The sequence below is a fragment of the bacterium genome (assembly GCA_013360195.1).
In the GTDB taxonomy this organism is placed as follows: Bacteria; Electryoneota; RPQS01; order RPQS01; family RPQS01; genus JABWCQ01.
In genome coordinates this window covers 165,113-181,449 of record JABWCQ010000001.1, presented here as the reverse complement: position 1 = coordinate 181,449, position 16,337 = coordinate 165,113, and the positions used below count along the sequence as shown (strand labels likewise).

Sequence of the window (16,337 nt, the reverse complement as noted above, 5' to 3'; positions counted from 1 at the left end):
AACCTACCTGCCCACTACTGCAACCTTACCGGTTGCAGAATGACCATCCGAGGTGGTGGCAACAAGAAGGTACACACCTCCGGCAACTAAGTTGCCGTCAACATTTCTGCCGTCCCAGCCGCCAGAAATTGCCTGCGACCAGGAAAGTTCTTTGACAAGTCGGCCGCCCAGCGTAAACACACGAAGCTGCTCAAATCGTCCGCCAAGGTCGGTCGCGTCAAGAAAAAGTCGTTGTGTGCCGTCAGCGCGAAATGGATTCGGATAGGGCGACACCGTGTCAAGCTTCGGCTCTCGGGTGAGATACGGCGTTTGCAGCCGGGACAGTCCGTCTAAAGTGCCGATCCAAACGTCCCCTGTGTTTGGATCTGAAGTAATGGACGTAACGCTGTTCGAGGCCAAGTCAGACGCGTAATCGATACTGCTAGACGTCTGGAAAACGTGAATCCACGTGAATGAAGGATCAAGCACGGCGACTCCATTGTCCGTCGCAAACCATTTGTTGTCTTGCGAATCCACGTGAATATGATTAACGCGATTGCCGACCGGCAAGTCAAACAGACAGATAAACCGCAGGCTCGACAGATTTCCGCCAAGCCCGCCTTGTGAATAGTAGGCACCGCCTGGCGTTCCGACCCACAAGTAATTCTGGCGGTCCACCGCAAATGTGAGTACCTCGGGATTTATATCCTCGAAACAAGTTGTCGCGGCATCTTGCAGCGCGATTGGATCATAGGCTTGCCACACATCGTCGCTTAGAGTCGAAAGATCATTTGGATCGCAGACAAAAGTATATCTCCCGCCGCGATTGGTCCCGGTAGCTCCGGCGAAAAACCTGCCAAACGGATCGCCATAAATCTCGTTCACAAGACCGGGGTTGGAGATTCCCGGAACATCTCCAGGCTCGGGATACGGGTAAATCCACGGTGTCAAGCTGTGTCCTTGCGCCAGCCAGTTTGTCGAGACAATTGCGAACGGCTTGTCTATTTCGCTGTCGAGATTCGTTATCAGAATTTCGCCGCTAGGCATTCTGCCGACCCGTGTTTCACAATAGTCTGGCGCACTTGGCACACCTCGCAACCGGAATCCATTGGAATCTGCCCATTCCGACTCAGTGGAGTTATACCGGTAGAAGTTTCCGTCGCGATGATAAAGCACGCCGCCACCGTCTGAGCCAAACCAAATTCCGCCGAAATCGTCCGCCACAGCGGAACGTGGTGTGGAGAACCAGAAGTCACCGGCTACTGTGTCGTTTCGAGTGTACATCGTCCACTCACCACCGGCGAATTTCGAGACTCCGGTGCGATTGCCACCGGTTGCAACCCAGAGAGCTCCGGCCTTGTCGAATTGAACAACTTGCACGGAATTGCCGCCAATTCCTGTTGGGGTAATCGGTGGTGTCAACTCAGTTCCATTGTAAAAGCTGAGTCCGCCGGGACGCTCCGGCAAATCGGAGAAACTGACCACAAGCAAACTCTCACCATCCAAGACAGTGCTTCCCAGCGACGCAATTCCCTGCCTGACGACACCGGTGGAAGCCCAACTTCCGGCAGCAAGTACGAATAGCGTATTACTGCTAGAAGCGTACATGGTGCCTTGATGCTCAACCATAGTGAGAAAGGCTTGCGGAGCCGGCATCGGAGTTCCGAAGCTGACACCGTCAAACGACACAGTGTTTGATTGTGTTGCAATCCACAGCGTCGTATCTCCTTGCTCGGCCAGACTGAAGATATTATTCGCCGGAAGTCCGTCGGCAACAGTGTAGTCCGTCCATGCAGCCGGTGCGGAGAATTGTTGTGTGTTAAGCGGCGCACGAGCCAGTCCGGCTACAGTTGCGGCATAGAGAAAACCGTCAACGGCAATGAGGTCTTTGACAGCTATACCGGTCGGAAAGTTACCCAACACCCGGACTCTTTCACTTACACGATAGTTGTCAGCAATTGGGTAATAGGCGAAACGGTAGATTCCGTTGTTCGCGCCCAGAAACATCTCGTCGGCAACGGCTACAATCGACGATACTTCAAAAATCTCGTCTTGTAAGTCGGCAATGGTTTTTGTTTCTCCGGTCTCAGGATGCAATCTCGTAATACGGCCGTCCGGCGCGACAATCCAAATCCAACCGCGCGCATCCGCACCAAGACCAACGGTGGCATTCATTGCCAATCCCCGCGTATTATTGAAAATCTCGAACGTCGCACTCTCGGGACTAAATCTGACAAGCCCACCTGATGTCCCAAGCCAAAGATCATTTTCGGTCACGAGGATGTCGCGAACATTTGTGCCCGACGTGTAAGTGGTCCATCGGAATGGTCCGGCAAAAGCATTGGCCAGAAAGATGAGTGCGCCAAGCACGATTAGCAGCGGCATGTCAGTTTCCTGTAGATGAAAGAAGAAAATTTACGATCCAGATGCTTGCTGCTGCTCCCATTTCTTAATTGAATCGAACAACTCCAGCGCGGCCCGCGCCGCCTCCTGACCTTTGTTCCCGACCCTGCCACCGGCTCTTTCATACGCCTGTTCCACTGTATTTGCCGTAATGACTCCGAATGCTACCGGCTTTCCGGTTGATTCGGCTACACGAGATAAACCTTGCGAGCACGATTGGCAGATAAAATCGAAATGCGGGGTTTCACCGCGCACAACTGCACCAATCGCCACGACCACATCTACAGTCAGACGCTTTGCAACCCGAGCGGCCGCGACCGGAAGTTCGAAAGCGCCCGGGACGTCAACGATGTCAATCTGTGATTCGGCAATCCCCTGCGAACGCAGTTCGGCAACTGCGCCATCCAAAAGTGCATTCGTAATATTCGCGTGATAGCTGGAACGCAGGACAACTATTCGGCCTGCCGGCAAGTGAGTTCGCATGGTTAAGCAGGAGTCTCCGTCCGTTCACCAAGCAGGCTAAGTGCGAATTTTTCTGCGTCAAATTCATCGAAATCATCCAGCGCTTCACCAAAACCCACGTAACGGATTGGAATGTTCATCGTCCGCGCAATTGCTAAAGCGACTCCACCCTTGGCTGTACCATCTATTTTTGTAAGAATTAGCCCGGACACCCCGGCCGTTCTCGTGAATTCTTTAGCCTGATTCAACCCGTTCTGGCCGGTCGTAGCGTCCAACACGAGCAAAACCTCGTGTGGCGCGCCGGACAGCCGTTTACTTAGCACGCGGGAGACTTTCTCGAGTTCCTGCATAAGGTTGCTCTTGTTGTGGAGCCGTCCGGCGGTATCGACAAGAAGTACATCCGCACCTTTTGACTGAGCGGCCTGCAACGCGTCGACGGCAACAGCGGCACTGTCCCCGTTCATTTCACCTGCAATCACCGGAATGTTGCACCGCTCTCCCCAGATTTGAAGCTGGTCAATGGCCGCCGCCCGAAATGTATCACCGGCGGCAAATATGACGGACTTTCCTCGGGAACTTAAAAACCTGCCAAGTTTGCCGATGCTCGTGGTCTTTCCGGTTCCATTAACTCCGACGACAAGCACCACATGCGGTGAGCCGTTCGGAACTGGTGTCCCTTCAGCGCTCTTGAGCAGCTTGACTACTTTCTCACGCAATAGGGAGTCCGCATCGGCATCAGGACCCGCATTCCGCCCTGCCTCTTTCAACTGTTCAATCAGAAACTCAGTGGTCTCAAGCCCGACGTCTGCGGAAAGCAACACATCCTCAAGCTCCTGAAGCAAGTTCCGGTCAAGCTTCCTGCCGGGTTTGAACACAGTAGCAAGTTTGTCAGAAATCGCCTCGCGGGTCTTGGTAAGCGCCTGCTTTAGTTTGTCAAATAGTCCCATATCAATTAGCGCTCGTCAGAGAAATCCGGCGCGGCACCCCAATTCAATTTGTCACGTAGAACTTGATAGAAGTCGCGTCGCTGAATATTTACCAGCTTTGCTGTAAGAGGTGATTTCTTCACAAAAACCTGTTCGCCGATACTGAGCGACCGCACATGCTCACCGTCGGCCGTCAAAATCCCCGGTCCCATTGATCGAATTGTAACAGTCCGGTGGTCAGCGATGGCAAGGGGTCTCATCGTCAACGTATGCGGACATACTGGCGTCACAATGATAGTCTGCAGAGTAGGCTCGATAATCGGTCCGCCTGCGGAAAGCGAATAGGCGGTTGAACCGGTGGGTGAAGCCACAATCAGGCCGTCAGCCCGGTAATTTGCCGCAGGAGCACCGTCAATAAACACTTGAAACGCTTGCGTTCGTGACACCTCATGCTGGCCGATGACAAAATCGTTCAATGCGTGATGAACGGTAGGGTCGTGCTCAGTTGTCGCCTGAATCATCATCCGCTCTTCAATCACATAGTTGCCCGTCAGAATGTCGTCCAGCCGTTCATGAAGATGTGCTGACTCGAGATCCGTCAAATAGCCCAAACCCGGACCAAGATTCACACCAAGAATCGGTTTACCGTATTTGCTCACGGCTGCCGCGGTATGAAGCAGGGTTCCGTCGCCTCCAAAGCTTAACACAAGGTCGCAGTCCCGCGCAAGTGAGTTATGCGGCGCGAGTTCATTGGGATTCAGGTGAATGGAATGGCGATTCTCATCGTCATACAGGAACTTCACTCCTCGTTCCCGCAGCAGCAGGACAAAGCTCGATACCACAGGCACAAAGCGCGGCTTTGACGAATTGCCCATGAGGCCGAGACGAACCACAGCTACTCTTCCTCCCCTGCTTCTGGACCTTCCGGATGCATGAGCAGTTTCTTCAGCGACGTCTCGGCAGCCTTCAATTTGTGCTGGCAGTAAACGGATAATTTCTGTCCCTCTTCAAACGCCGCAACAGACTCTTCGAGTGATATCTCGCCGGCTTCGAGTTTCTCAACAAGCTCCTGCAGGCGTTCCAAAGCCTCTTCGAACGACTTTGGTTCCACGTAGTCTGACTTTGAGGATTTAGTCTTTGCGGTCATCGAAAAGCTCTGGGGTATCGTGATTCTTCGCTCTTGCTTGCAGGCGGCCTTCGGCAAGTTCAATGGAAAGTAGTTCTCCGGGGACGATTTCTGCTGCGCGCCTCATTGCGACACCTTCCCGATTGCGAACGATGGCAAAACCTCTTTGCAGAACCCGCTGAGGCGACACGGCGGCAAGCAATTCCGACAGATGTGTATATTCCGACAGTGCATTCTCGTGAAATGCAATGGCGCTCTCTTTAAGCCTGCCGGAAAGTTCGTCAAGCCGCTGTGCGGCTAACTGCACAAGGTGCTCCGGCTGTTTGAGTGCCCAATGTGACGCCAGCGTTCTGAGCTGTTGCCGCAGGTAAGCCACTCTGTCCACTGTCATTCTTGAGAGCCTGCGGTTGAGCTGATGAAGCTGTCGAATGATCTCTTCGCCGTCGGGAAGCACAATTTCCATTGCAGCGGAAGGCGTGGGTGCGCGCACATCCGCGACAAAATCTGCAATCGTAAAATCCACCTCATGGCCCACGGCGGAAACCACTGGAATATGACTGGCAAAGATAGCCCGTGCCACAGCTTCTTCGTTGAACGCCCATAAATCTTCCAGAGAGCCGCCGCCTCTGCCAACAATGATGACATCCACATGTTTCTCTCGTGAGAACTGCATGATTGCGGCTGCTATTTCCTCCGCCGCTCCTTTACCCTGCACCCGAACAGAGCGCAAGATGAGTTCAGCAAGCGGCCACCGCCGCGAAGCAACTGTGCGCATGTCGTGAAGCGCGGCTCCGGTACCGGACGTGACTAACCCGATTCGTTGTGGAAACTTCGGCAGTTGCCTTTTCCGCGAGGATTCAAACAGACCCTCCTTCTCGAGCTTGCGCTTGAGTTCTTCGAATGCCCGTTGAAGTTCTCCTTCACCGGAAAGCCGCAACTCATACACGATGAGCTGGTACTTTCCCTGCGGTTCGTAAACCTCAAGCTGTCCGAATGCCTGGACCTTCATCCCGTCCGTCGGCGCGAAACGAAGTCCTTTGGCATACATGCGCCACATCGCGCAGGAAAGCTGTGCGGTTGCGTCCTTGAGAGTGAAATAAAAGTGGCCGCTGCCGTGCGCCTTACACCCTGAAAGTTCACCCTCAATCCACAGTGGTTCAAACCGTTCGCGAAACATCCGTTTGATTTCGCGAGTCAGTTCGGCCACGGTCAATGTATGACCGGATGAAGTCGAATAAGGGAAGTCGTTTGGTCCGGAATCCACGTTCGGGGGGAAGTCTAAAACACGGCGAGGCCTCTCAAAGAAGGCCCGCGACCGTGTTTGTTTGGCAGGCTAAGGCCGCGCGGTTCACCCGCGCGACCCTTAGCGCAATTTCTTTTTGTGACGATTCTTGCGCAGTCTTTTCTTGCGTTTGTGCGTCGCCATTTTGTGACGTTTACGCTTCTTACCACAGGGCAAGGGTGTCTCCGTTTCTACCGAAGCAATTGCTTGGGTTTGAGGTGAATGTGTTATGAAAGTGAAATTGGAAAACGTGTGGATACAAGGCGTGAAAAACTCTTCACGGCAACCGCGGGGAAGAGGTGGCTGCTACTCCTGCAGCATTCGTTCCCGGAATTCGTCTGCGGGAACGAACACGGCTGCAATCCTGTCTGGAATTTGAACTTCATGGAGACCGTCCGGAGTACGGACACTCCTGCCCTTTCGCTGGACCGGTTTCCAGACACCAAAACGGCGCAATTCAACGCGGTCGCCGTTGGCAACCGCCTCCATTACAAGGGCCAAAAAGCCGTCAACGACGGCTTGGGTTTCAACTCTGGTGAGACCAATGCCATCGGCAAGTTTGTCCACCAGCTCCTGTTTGGTCACAGTGCGACCCACTCGACAACTCCGTCAAGAAGTGAACATAATGAATGTCGCGTCTCGTCTTATTTGCTGACGACCAAACGCTGACCCGGATAAATATTTGAACGCTTTGAAAGGCGGTTCAACTTGAGCATGGTCTGCAAATCCACGCCGTGAGCCTGTGCGATACTCCACATCGTATCGCCGCGCTGAACTGTATAGTACTTTTTGCCCGCGGCCTCGGTCGACTGCTTTTTCTCCGCCTTCTTGGGAGCAGCATCAGCGTACGAAGGTTCGCCCTTAACGGTAACCGTCAGTTTCTGACCCGGATAGATTTTGCTCGCATTGCGAATTCCATTCTCACGGCAAATCTGGTCAACCGACACACCAAGTCGCTGAGAAATTCTTCCCAATGACTCCCCTTTGTGGACCGTATATGTAATCTTGTTCGCTGCGGTCTCTGTTGAAACAACAGGCTCGTTCCGCTCAGCGGCAACTTCCTTTACGGTCTTGGGTTTCTCTTCCGCATAACGAACTTCTGCAACGGGGATATGAATCTCTTGTCCGACCCTTAAGGAGCGTGCTTTGACACGCTTGTTTTCCGCCATTGCCATAATGGCATCAACAGATGTGCCGTACTTGGCTGCAATCTTGTTTAGAGTGTCGCCTTTTCTGACCCGGTGCGTTGATGTCGGTACAATGACCGTCTTCGGCAGGCTGGCCAGTTCTGTATTAAACGACTCAGACACCGCCCCCGGCAGCCTGACCATCATCTCGGTTCCCCTGTCAGGAACAATACCCTTCAGGAATTCGGGATTCAGGTCTTTGACGGTCTGCGGGTCGTGGCCGGCAGCTCGCGCGATATCTTCAAGTTTGTAACCGCCCGGAACATAAATTCTCTCACACTCGAACGGCTGCTCAGGCGGCAGTGGAGGAAAACCGTACCGCTCGGGGTTCTCGCAAATCGCCCGCGCCGCTAAATAGGTAGGCACATACCCGCGCGTTTGCCGCGGAAGTTTATGCAGCTCCCAATAGTTCCTCGATTTGCAGCGCTTGATGTCACGTGCGACTCGCCCTTCTCCGCAGTTGTATGCAGCCATCGCGAGATACCAGTCGCCAAACTCTTCATAGAGCTTGCGCAGATAGTTACAAGCCGCACGGGTCGCCAGCTCGACATGACGTCGTTCGTCGTATGTTCTGTCAATATGCAGACCGTACAGTCTTCCGGTGCCCGGGATGAATTGCCACAGTCCGGATGCTGATGCGTACGAGTACGCATTCAGGTTCAAGCCGGATTCTATCATGGACAGATAGAGCATCTCCTGCGGAATCCCCTCTTCCTTCAGGATCGGCCGCATTCTTGGGAACAGAATCGCCGCCCGCTCCATCCAACGGTGCATAACTTTATTGCCCTTGGTCTGGAAAAAGTGGATCTGATTGCGAACCTTGTTGTTAATCTCCATGGGAACACCTGGAAGAGGTGTCTTCATAGGACGAACTTCAAGTTCCGGCGCTTCCGGTACCGTCTTGGGAGCGGCAATCTCCTCCACTTCATCGGGCGCATCGTCCTCTTCCTCTTCGCCCGAATGCTGTGCCTCTCCGGCCTCAATAACGGCTACGAGGCCGCTTGAAGCGGGCAGACTCTTGGTATGGGAGACAAACTGGTCGTAGCTTTCCAGCACCTGCCGGTTGAAGCTCGCGACGCGATGCATTTCGAGGTCGATCGATGCGAGATCGATAGCACCAAGGAGTTCAAGCGAAGCCTCATAGAAAAAGGCCGCATCCTCGGTATTCTGCCTGTCTTCCGCCCGCTGCGCATATGCAAACGACTTACGAGCGAGGCTCCATTTTTCTCGGTCGGTAAGTTGCGCGGGTTGGCCAAGCCGATCGCGGAATTCTTGACTTCCGGTTGTCCCGGAAAGTTGGCGGCTGGACGTGCAGCCGATCATCAGCCAACTGGCGGTCAGAACCGCGAGCAGAACTGTGCGTCCACTAATCATGAGCAGATCCGTGTTGGTGGGTGTCGCAGTTCGGGTGGAAGTCGCAGATTCTTCCACGCCATGGACAATAAAGCCACTGGTGGCCCTCATTCGCCTTGTGAGAGTGACCCAGTTTGAGCTATGGAAGGTAACAAACTTCGCCCGGAAAATCAACTCTTAATCCCCTTTTTTGCGACCTTTTTTCCTCTTAAATTGCCGTCAATTGGCTGTTTCCGTACCGCAACCCGCAGGCAAATGAATTGCCTCTTCGACAAGGCTTGCACCTTCAAAGGCAAACCCCTATATTTTAGGCTCGACTCAAGGAGCGAGACCCACGATGCCGTCGGATTATGTGGATAACTATCGCAAAGTACTTGAAAGAATAGCTATTGCTTGCCAAAAATCCGGTCGAAGGCCCGATGAGATCACAATCATCGGGGTTACGAAAGGCCATTCAACCGAAGTTTTGAGCAAAGCGCGTGCCCTCGGCCTGACGGACCTTGGTGAAAATAGGGTCCAGGAAGCTAATAATAAATATAAACTTAAAAACGACTTCTTCGCAGATAACCCGCTCCGACTTCATATGATTGGACATTTGCAATCAAACAAGGTCAAACAGGCGGTTCAATTGTTCGACACAATAGACTCCATCGATAGTATCGAGACAGCAAGACTTGTGAACAGCAGGTCCCGCGAACTGGGCAAGACAATTCGTTGCCTGATACAGGTGAACACATCCGGAGAAGTTCAGAAGTCGGGAGTCAGTCCGGAAAGCACTGTTGACTTTGTCGGACAGCTTCTTGGCTTAGAAAATATTAATTTTTGTGGACTTATGACAATTGGAAGGCTTGACGGCACCGAAAGTCATATCCGCGCCTGTTTCAGCCGCTTGCGCGAGCTTTCAACTGAGGTTTCTAAACAATTAAAAATACAGACTTTTGACGTGCTCTCCATGGGAATGAGTGATGACTTTGACATTGCCATCGAAGAGGGTGCAACGGAAGTTAGACTTGGCACCGCCATTTGGGGACCAAGGGAGCAATGAGCCTCACACCTGTTGACATTGCAAGGCACGAATTCAGTCGCTCCTTCCGAGGCTACGACATGGGTGAAGTGCGGGGATTTCTTGAAGCCGTTGCCTCTGAGCTTGCCCAACTTCAAGTGCAGCTTTCTCAGGCCGGGGAAGCCGCGCGCGCCGCTGAACAGCAGTTGAGGTCCTTCAAGGATATGGAGCGGAATCTGCGTGACGCCGTCGTCACCGCCCAACAGGGTATGACAGAAACCCGGCAGCAGTTGGAACGTGAACGCGAGGCAGTTTTGGCCGAGGCGAGATTGGAAGCCGACCGAATACTTCTCGAAGGTGAGCGGCACTTGGAACAGATTCGAGAGCAAATTCGGGGCATGCAGGTTCAAAAGGACCTGTTTGTGGAGCGGCTGCGATTCCTCCACAACTCTCACGGCTGGGTACTGGATTTAATGGAAAAGGAACCTCCACGAGTAACGAATGAGCAAGATACTCCGCCAGCTTGACGAAACGACAAACTCGCTCAAGTCCAAAATTTCGAGAACCCCTGAAATTGGTATAATCCTTGGAACGGGATTGGGCGGTTTGGCCCGGGAGATTCAGGGCGATTTTACGATTGATTACAGCGAAGTTCCGCATTTTGTGGAGTCTACCGTGGAAACACACCACGGCAAACTTCACTTTGGTTCGCTTGGTGGCAAATATGTCATGGCCATGCAGGGACGCTTTCACTATTATGAAGGCTACACAATGCAGGAGATTACCTATCCTGTGCGCGTGATGAAAGCGATGGGCTGCAAGGCCATGCTGGTTTCGAATGCTTGCGGCTGTGTCAATCCGCTCTATAAGGCGGGAGATTTGATGATCATGGATGATCATATCAATCTCTTGGGTGATAATCCACTGATTGGTCCAAACGAGGAGAAGCTGGGGCCGAGATTTCCCGACATGAGTGAACCCTATTCACGGAGATTAATCGGAATTGCCGAGAAAGTCGCGATGGAATTGGGTTGCAAGGTTCATCGCGGAACGTATGTGGCTGTAGCTGGACCGAATTTGGAAACACGCGCGGAATACAGAATGCTTAGAATGATGGGCGCGGACGTGGTGGGTATGTCCACCGTTCCCGAAGTCATCGTAGCGAATCACTCGGGAATGGAAGTCTTCGGAATGTCCATTATTACCGATGAAGGATTTGCCGACTGCTTAAAGCCTGCTTCGATTGAACACATTCTGAAGAATGCCGCCGAAGCAGAACCGAAGATGACCAAGATCATGACAGGGTTGATTGAACAACTCTAATATGTTAAAACCCGTATCCGAAAAATTACATTTACCGGCAGTTGACCATGAAATCCTGAAGCTTTGGGAAGAGCGGAAGGTTTTTGAGCGTTCTATTTCTGAGCGTGAAGGGAAGCAGGATTTTGTATTTTTCGACGGGCCTCCGGGGACAAACGGGTTGCCTCATATCGGGCATATGATGCAGTCGGCCTTGAAAGATTTGTGGCCGCGCTACAAGACGATGCAGGGCTATCGCGTACTGCGCAAAGCCGGTTGGGATACGCACGGTTTGCCGATTGAATTGACTGCCGACAAGGAACTTGGATTTACGTCCAAGCTTGATGTGCAGAAATACGGTGAACAAGAGTATGTGGATTATTGCCGCACGACCGTGTTCCGCTTCAAGCGTGAATGGGAAGTTGCGATTCGCCGCATTGGGCGTTTCCTCGATCTTGAGAATGCTTATGCGACCTACGAGCCCTATTACATTCAGTCCGATTGGTGGACTCTGAAACAGGCGTGGAACCTGGAACTTGACGGCGAAGCGCGTGACCGCGCCTTAAGATTGGGTCAATCACCGCGTTATCTCTATAAAGACTATCGAGTGATGGCCTACAGCCCGCGCACGGGAACGACACTGTCGAATTTCGAAGTGGCGCAGGGCTATCAGGAAGTTACTGACCTCACGTTATTTGTGAAATTCAAGGTTGTCGGTGAAGAAAATCTCTACTTGACCGCGTGGACTACCACGCCGTGGACCTTATTGTCAAATCTGGCTGTGGCCTGCGGTCCGAATATTGAGTATTCGATAATCGAGCGTGCGGAAAACGACAAGCGATTAATTGTGGCCACGGCTCGTCTCGAAGCTCTCAAGCCGATACTCGGCGATTATCGAGTGGTCGGCACGAGAACGGGCAAGGATCTGGAGGGAATGAGATACGAGCCGTTGTTTGACTGGCTGAATTTGCCGGGAACTCGCGCTTGTTCTGTCGTTTGCGATGACTATGTGACTACTGAAGACGGTACCGGGCTTGTTCATCTGGCAAATTACGGTGAAGACGACTTCCGGATTCTGCGCAAGATGGAAATTCCGGTGGTGTTGACCGTTGATGCGAACGGACTTGTAGGAGAGCATGCCAAACCGTTTGCCGGACGGGAATTTCGTGAAGAAGGTCTTGACGTTGATATTTTGAAGTATCTGCAAGCTAAAGGTCTTCTGCTCGGCAAGGAAAAGTACACACACACCTATCCGTTTGACTACCGCACGAAAACTCCGTTGATGTACTTCCCGCGTCCGGCGTGGTTTATCCGCGCAACGGCACTGCGCGACATGATGCTCGAGGCGAATCAGCACATCGGCTGGAAACCTGAACATGTGCGCGACGGCAGATTTGGGAATTGGCTTGAAAATGTGCAGGATTGGAACGTTACTCGCGAGCGGTATTGGGGCTCACCGTTGCCCGTGTGGATGACCGAAGACGGCAGCGAAGCAATTTGTGTTGAAAGTCTCGAAGAACTCCATAAGCTTGCACATGAATCCGGTATGGACCTCGCGCGGGATTGGGACCCTCACAAACCTGCTATCGATAAGGTCATTTTGCGTGCTAAAGACGGTCGTGAGATGCGGCGCGAGAATTTCGTTCTGGACAGCTGGTTCAATGCGGGGCTGATGCCGTGGGGACAATTCGGTTATCCCGCCGAGCCCGGTTCGGAAGATCTATTCATGTCGCAGTATCCCGCCGACTTTATCAGCGAAGGTCAGGACCAGACACGCGGCTGGTTTTACACGCTGCTCGCCTGCTCTTGCCTCATCGCAAAAGCCAAGATGGTGGAAGCGAAGAAGGCGGGCGACCAGAAGGCTGTCGGCTTCTGGAGCAACCCGGTCAATTGGTCGAGCTACAAGAACGTGATTTGCACGGAGCTTGTGCTCGACTCGAAGGGACAGAAGATGTCCAAGTCATTGGGCAACGTCGTCGATCCCATGCTGTTGTTCGAAAAATTCGGTGCAGACCCGGTCCGCTGGATCTTTTTCGCGACGAATCCTTGGTTAGCCAAGCGATTCGGTGAGGAGGAGATTCGCGAAGCCGTGCGTTCGGTGATTCTGCCGCTGTGGAATTGTTACAGCTTTTTTGTCACCTATGCAGTGATTGACGAGTGGAAACCTGGCCAAGCACCGTCTGAGCGAACCGAGTTGGATCAGTGGATTCTTTCGGAGTACAACCGTCTGATTTCCGAGGTCACGTCAAACCTTGATCAATACGATGTCGGCAAGGCCTCGCAAGCGATCCTGTCATTTCTTGATGAATTGACGAACTGGTATATTCGCCGTTCGCGGCGCAGATTCTGGAAGTCAGAGAGTGATGCGGACAAGCACGCTGCCTATGCCACTTTATATGAAGTGTTAGAGGGGCTGGTAAGGTTGTTGGCCCCGTTCTTGCCATTTATCACCGAGCACATTTATCAGAATCTCGTGCGCGGATTAGATGTGAATGCACCGGAAAGTGTTCATTTGTCCTCTTACCCAGTGGCGGACGAGCGCGTGCGTAACCGCAATCTCGAGGTTCAGATGGCGCGTGTGCAGGAAGCCGTGTCACTTGCGCGCGCCCTGCGGGAAGAGCGAAAGCTCAAGGTTCGGCAGCCTCTTCAGCGCATGACGTGGGTGGTGCCCGAGGCCGGGGCGGAAACCGAACTTGCTCCTTATGTTTGGCTGGTGGCGGACGAAATAAACGTCAAGGAGATTGAGATTCGCTCCAATGATGCGGGGTTGGTGACACTTTCCGCCAAGGCAAATTTCAAAGTTCTGGGGAAGAAAGTCGGCGCGCGAATGAAGGAAATCGCTTCGCTAATCGAACAGCTGTCAAAAGAGCATATTGTTGCCCTTGACGGCGGGAACAATATCTCGGTTGGCGGCGTGGAATTGACTCCGGAGGACGTTTTGATTCGCCGCGAAGAACTGGAGGGATATGCAGTGCAATCGGACGGCCACATGACTATCGCACTGGACACTCACATGACGCCTGAACTTGTTGCTGAAGGACTTGCGCGGGAGGTGGTTCATTCGATTCAATCAGCGCGTAAGGACGCCGGATTTGAAATAACTGACCGGATTTCGATAGAGCTGGCAACCGAGTCACAGGAACTGACCGAGGCACTTAAACAGTTTGAAGACTATATTTGCCGCGAGACTCTCTGTCTCGAACTTGTACTAACTCACGGGACAGGCGATCAGAAGGCCGGCGACTACGACTTTGGACTGATCGTCTCGCGCCGCAGTGAGGAATCAAACATTTTGACACAGGCTTAAGGAACAATATACCGACTATGGCGACTGAAAAGAAGAAGAAAGCGGACGAGGGCACGGGAGGTGCCGCACAGAAGTGGCCGGACGGTGCCAAGCCGTCCCACTATTCGCCCGAGTGGATGGAGTACTTCCGCCATTTGATCCACGAGCGACGCAAGGAAATCCTTCGGGAAATCGGCTATTTGCGTGAAAGCTCCATGGAGCAAACATCGGACACCTATTCAGGTGATTCTTCCACCTACAGTTATCACATGGCCGATCAGGGCACGGACGCACAGGAACGGGAAAAGGCGTTCCTCTTCGCCAGCCGCGAAGGGAAAATGCTGACACTGCTTGACCAAGCTGAAGAACGCATGGCGAACGGAACGTACGGCTATTGCATGGAGACGAACCAGCCAATCGAGTTTCGTCGTCTTGAAGCAATTCCGCATGCGAAGTTAAGCATTGAAGCCAAACGCCGCCTCGAAGAGGCCAAGAATAGCATAGAATGACCTCTCCAACCGCCGTGCGGCCGGCGCTTTGGCCGTGGTTGCTCGGCTTTGCTTTTCTCGTTGGCATAGACCAACTCACAAAATACTGGGTTCGGTCAAATTTTGTGCTTGGGGAATCCATACCGGTAATCGGCGAGCTGCTGCGATTTACCTACGTTCAGAATCCCGGTGTCGCATTCGGCATGCAGCCATTCTCCCCCGCTGTTCTTATCATCTTAGGTTCGGCAGCCGCCATCGCATTGTGCGGGTATTTCTACTATTTATTGCGTGACAACGATCACACCCGCTGGCCTGTTTTCCTCTTTCTATGCGGAGCCATAGGCAATTTGATCGATCGTGCGCACCTCGGTTCCGTCACTGACTTTGCCGACGCTGATTTTCCGGACTTCATTATGGACCGGTGGCCGGTCTTCAATATTGCCGATTCCTGTGTGACCATTGGAATCGTGATTCTGATTTGGCAGACTCTGTTCGTAAAGAAGCCTGCCCCCCTCCCTCAAACTTCAGGTGAACGACTCGACTCATCCTCCCTTTCGTCTGCAGGCAGCAGCGGGACAGAAGCCGCTCCGGTTGGACCGCTTCCTGACTCAGGCGCTGCCCGCGATATCCCGAAATAAGGTTCACAGCCTCATCGAGGCGGGACTCGTCTTTGTGAACGGACAAACCGTCCGGAAATCCTGGCGAGTGACTGGCGGCGACACAGTTGAGATTCTGTTCCGGCCTCAGGAACCTTCAGACATAGCTCCGGAAGCGATTCCACTTGAAATCCACTTCGAGGACGAGCATGTGCTGGTCGTGAACAAACCGGCCGGTATGGTGACACATCCCGCGCATGGGAATTTCAGCGGCACCCTTGTGAATGCATTGCTGCATCACCTGGGGCAGACCACGAATCCTGAAAATCTCAGACCCGGGATCGTCCATCGTTTGGACAAGGGAACGTCAGGCCTTCTGGTGGTCGCGAAAAACGAAAGAGTGCACCGCAAACTGACGGAACAGTTCAGCAGTCGAACAGTTGACCGGGAATATCGGGCAATCGTGTGGGGCAGATTTCGCAATGATGGCGACGTCATTGAAGCTCAGCTTGACAGACACCCCGGGGACAGAAAGAGATTCGCCGTGGTGCGGCGTGGCGGGAAGGAAGCTGTCACAACATATCACGTCATCGAGAACTATGCGGACACCGCGTATTTGAAGTTGAAACTGGGCACAGGCCGAACACATCAGATTCGCGTTCACCTTGAACACATCGGCCACCCCGTCTTTGGGGACTCCTCGTACGGCGGAAGACTGAAGCGTATCGGTCATTTCGGCGGAAACAGGAAGAAATTCTATCACGAGCTGTTTGATAATGTTGAGCATTTTTTGCTGCATGCGCGGACATTGGGATTCGTTCATCCAGTATCAGGCAGTGCTCTTAGTTTCGCGGTCGAACCACCTGTAGCGTTTTCTAAGGTTCTGGAAATACTGAAGGAAGACGCACTTCTTGAGCTTGACAAATAGGTCAGAACGTTGTATATTG

15 protein-coding genes are annotated in these 16,337 nt (G+C 52.9%); 7 read left to right on the top strand and 8 right to left on the bottom strand.

What is annotated here, in order from left to right:
- Window positions 1-3: 3 nt before the first annotated feature.
- The 8 genes from HUU59_00815 to HUU59_00780 all read right to left on the bottom strand — a co-directional run bounded on the left by HUU59_00815 (window position 4) and on the right by HUU59_00780 (window position 8,739).
- Window positions 4-2,364: a hypothetical protein gene (locus HUU59_00815; protein NUO17977.1), complete on the bottom strand. Its 2,361-nt coding sequence runs from the start codon at window positions 2,362-2,364 to the stop codon at window positions 4-6.
- Window positions 2,365-2,394: 30 nt separating this feature from the next.
- Entirely contained in the window at window positions 2,395-2,865 is a 471-nt protein-coding gene (locus HUU59_00810) for a 6,7-dimethyl-8-ribityllumazine synthase (protein NUO17976.1), read from the bottom strand.
- 2 nt (window positions 2,866-2,867) lie between these two features.
- Window positions 2,868-3,791: a signal recognition particle-docking protein FtsY gene (ftsY, locus tag HUU59_00805; GenBank protein ID NUO17975.1), complete on the bottom strand. Its 924-nt coding sequence runs from the start codon at window positions 3,789-3,791 to the stop codon at window positions 2,868-2,870.
- Between the two features lie 5 nt (window positions 3,792-3,796).
- On the bottom strand, window positions 3,797-4,663 hold the full coding sequence (locus HUU59_00800) for an NAD(+)/NADH kinase (protein ID NUO17974.1): 867 nt from the start codon (window positions 4,661-4,663) through the stop codon (window positions 3,797-3,799).
- 2 nt (window positions 4,664-4,665) lie between these two features.
- Window positions 4,666-4,917 (bottom strand): exodeoxyribonuclease VII small subunit, encoded by a 252-nt coding sequence (xseB, locus tag HUU59_00795; GenBank protein ID NUO17973.1) that lies wholly within the window; start codon window positions 4,915-4,917, stop codon window positions 4,666-4,668.
- Entirely contained in the window at window positions 4,901-6,160 is a 1,260-nt protein-coding gene (xseA, locus tag HUU59_00790; GenBank protein ID NUO17972.1) for an exodeoxyribonuclease VII large subunit, read from the bottom strand. The genes xseB and xseA overlap by 17 nt, the downstream gene beginning before the upstream one ends.
- Before the next feature lie 324 nt (window positions 6,161-6,484).
- Window positions 6,485-6,775 (bottom strand): HU family DNA-binding protein, encoded by a 291-nt coding sequence (locus tag HUU59_00785; GenBank protein ID NUO17971.1) that lies wholly within the window; start codon window positions 6,773-6,775, stop codon window positions 6,485-6,487.
- A gap of 47 nt (window positions 6,776-6,822) precedes the next feature.
- Window positions 6,823-8,739: a LysM peptidoglycan-binding domain-containing protein gene (locus HUU59_00780; GenBank protein ID NUO17970.1), complete on the bottom strand. Its 1,917-nt coding sequence runs from the start codon at window positions 8,737-8,739 to the stop codon at window positions 6,823-6,825.
- 316 nt (window positions 8,740-9,055) lie between these two features.
- Here HUU59_00780 and HUU59_00775 point away from each other — a divergent pair, with 316 nt between their 5' ends.
- The 7 genes from HUU59_00775 to HUU59_00745 are packed head-to-tail and all read left to right on the top strand — an operon-like array spanning window position 9,056 to window position 16,318.
- Complete coding sequence (locus HUU59_00775; protein NUO17969.1) at window positions 9,056-9,763, top strand: YggS family pyridoxal phosphate-dependent enzyme; 708 nt, start codon at window positions 9,056-9,058, stop codon at window positions 9,761-9,763.
- Window positions 9,760-10,248: a DivIVA domain-containing protein gene (locus HUU59_00770; GenBank protein NUO17968.1), complete on the top strand. Its 489-nt coding sequence runs from the start codon at window positions 9,760-9,762 to the stop codon at window positions 10,246-10,248. Before HUU59_00775 ends, HUU59_00770 begins: the two co-directional genes overlap by 4 nt.
- Window positions 10,223-11,044, top strand: coding sequence for a purine-nucleoside phosphorylase (locus HUU59_00765; protein NUO17967.1), 822 nt, complete (start codon window positions 10,223-10,225; stop codon window positions 11,042-11,044). Before HUU59_00770 ends, HUU59_00765 begins: the two co-directional genes overlap by 26 nt.
- A gap of 1 nt (window position 11,045) precedes the next feature.
- Window positions 11,046-14,327, top strand: a complete 3,282-nt coding sequence (locus HUU59_00760; protein NUO17966.1) for an isoleucine--tRNA ligase — start codon at window positions 11,046-11,048, stop codon at window positions 14,325-14,327.
- A 17-nt stretch (window positions 14,328-14,344) separates the two neighbouring features.
- Window positions 14,345-14,815, top strand: coding sequence for a TraR/DksA family transcriptional regulator (locus tag HUU59_00755; GenBank protein ID NUO17965.1), 471 nt, complete (start codon window positions 14,345-14,347; stop codon window positions 14,813-14,815).
- Window positions 14,812-15,432: a signal peptidase II gene (lspA, locus tag HUU59_00750; protein ID NUO17964.1), complete on the top strand. Its 621-nt coding sequence runs from the start codon at window positions 14,812-14,814 to the stop codon at window positions 15,430-15,432. Before HUU59_00755 ends, lspA begins: the two co-directional genes overlap by 4 nt.
- On the top strand, window positions 15,353-16,318 hold the full coding sequence (locus HUU59_00745; protein NUO17963.1) for an RluA family pseudouridine synthase: 966 nt from the start codon (window positions 15,353-15,355) through the stop codon (window positions 16,316-16,318). Before lspA ends, HUU59_00745 begins: the two co-directional genes overlap by 80 nt.
- Window positions 16,319-16,337 lie beyond the last annotated feature (19 nt).

Bases quoted from the DNA above. Each gene is read 5' to 3' on its own strand.
- HUU59_00775 (NUO17969.1), top strand. From the start codon at position 9,056: ATGCCGTCGGATTATGTGGATAACTATCGCAAAGTACTTGAAAGAATA.
- ftsY (NUO17975.1), bottom strand. From the start codon at position 3,791: ATGGGACTATTTGACAAACTAAAGCAGGCGCTTACCAAGACCCGCGAG.
- HUU59_00815 (NUO17977.1), bottom strand. From the start codon at position 2,364: ATGCCGCTGCTAATCGTGCTTGGCGCACTCATCTTTCTGGCCAATGCT.
- xseB (NUO17973.1), bottom strand. From the start codon at position 4,917: ATGACCGCAAAGACTAAATCCTCAAAGTCAGACTACGTGGAACCAAAG.
- HUU59_00770 (NUO17968.1), top strand. From the start codon at position 9,760: ATGAGCCTCACACCTGTTGACATTGCAAGGCACGAATTCAGTCGCTCC.
- HUU59_00810 (NUO17976.1), bottom strand. From the start codon at position 2,865: ATGCGAACTCACTTGCCGGCAGGCCGAATAGTTGTCCTGCGTTCCAGC.
- HUU59_00760 (NUO17966.1), top strand. From the start codon at position 11,046: ATGTTAAAACCCGTATCCGAAAAATTACATTTACCGGCAGTTGACCAT.
- HUU59_00755 (NUO17965.1), top strand. From the start codon at position 14,345: ATGGCGACTGAAAAGAAGAAGAAAGCGGACGAGGGCACGGGAGGTGCC.
- lspA (NUO17964.1), top strand. From the start codon at position 14,812: ATGACCTCTCCAACCGCCGTGCGGCCGGCGCTTTGGCCGTGGTTGCTC.
- HUU59_00765 (NUO17967.1), top strand. From the start codon at position 10,223: ATGAGCAAGATACTCCGCCAGCTTGACGAAACGACAAACTCGCTCAAG.
- HUU59_00780 (NUO17970.1), bottom strand. From the start codon at position 8,739: ATGATTAGTGGACGCACAGTTCTGCTCGCGGTTCTGACCGCCAGTTGG.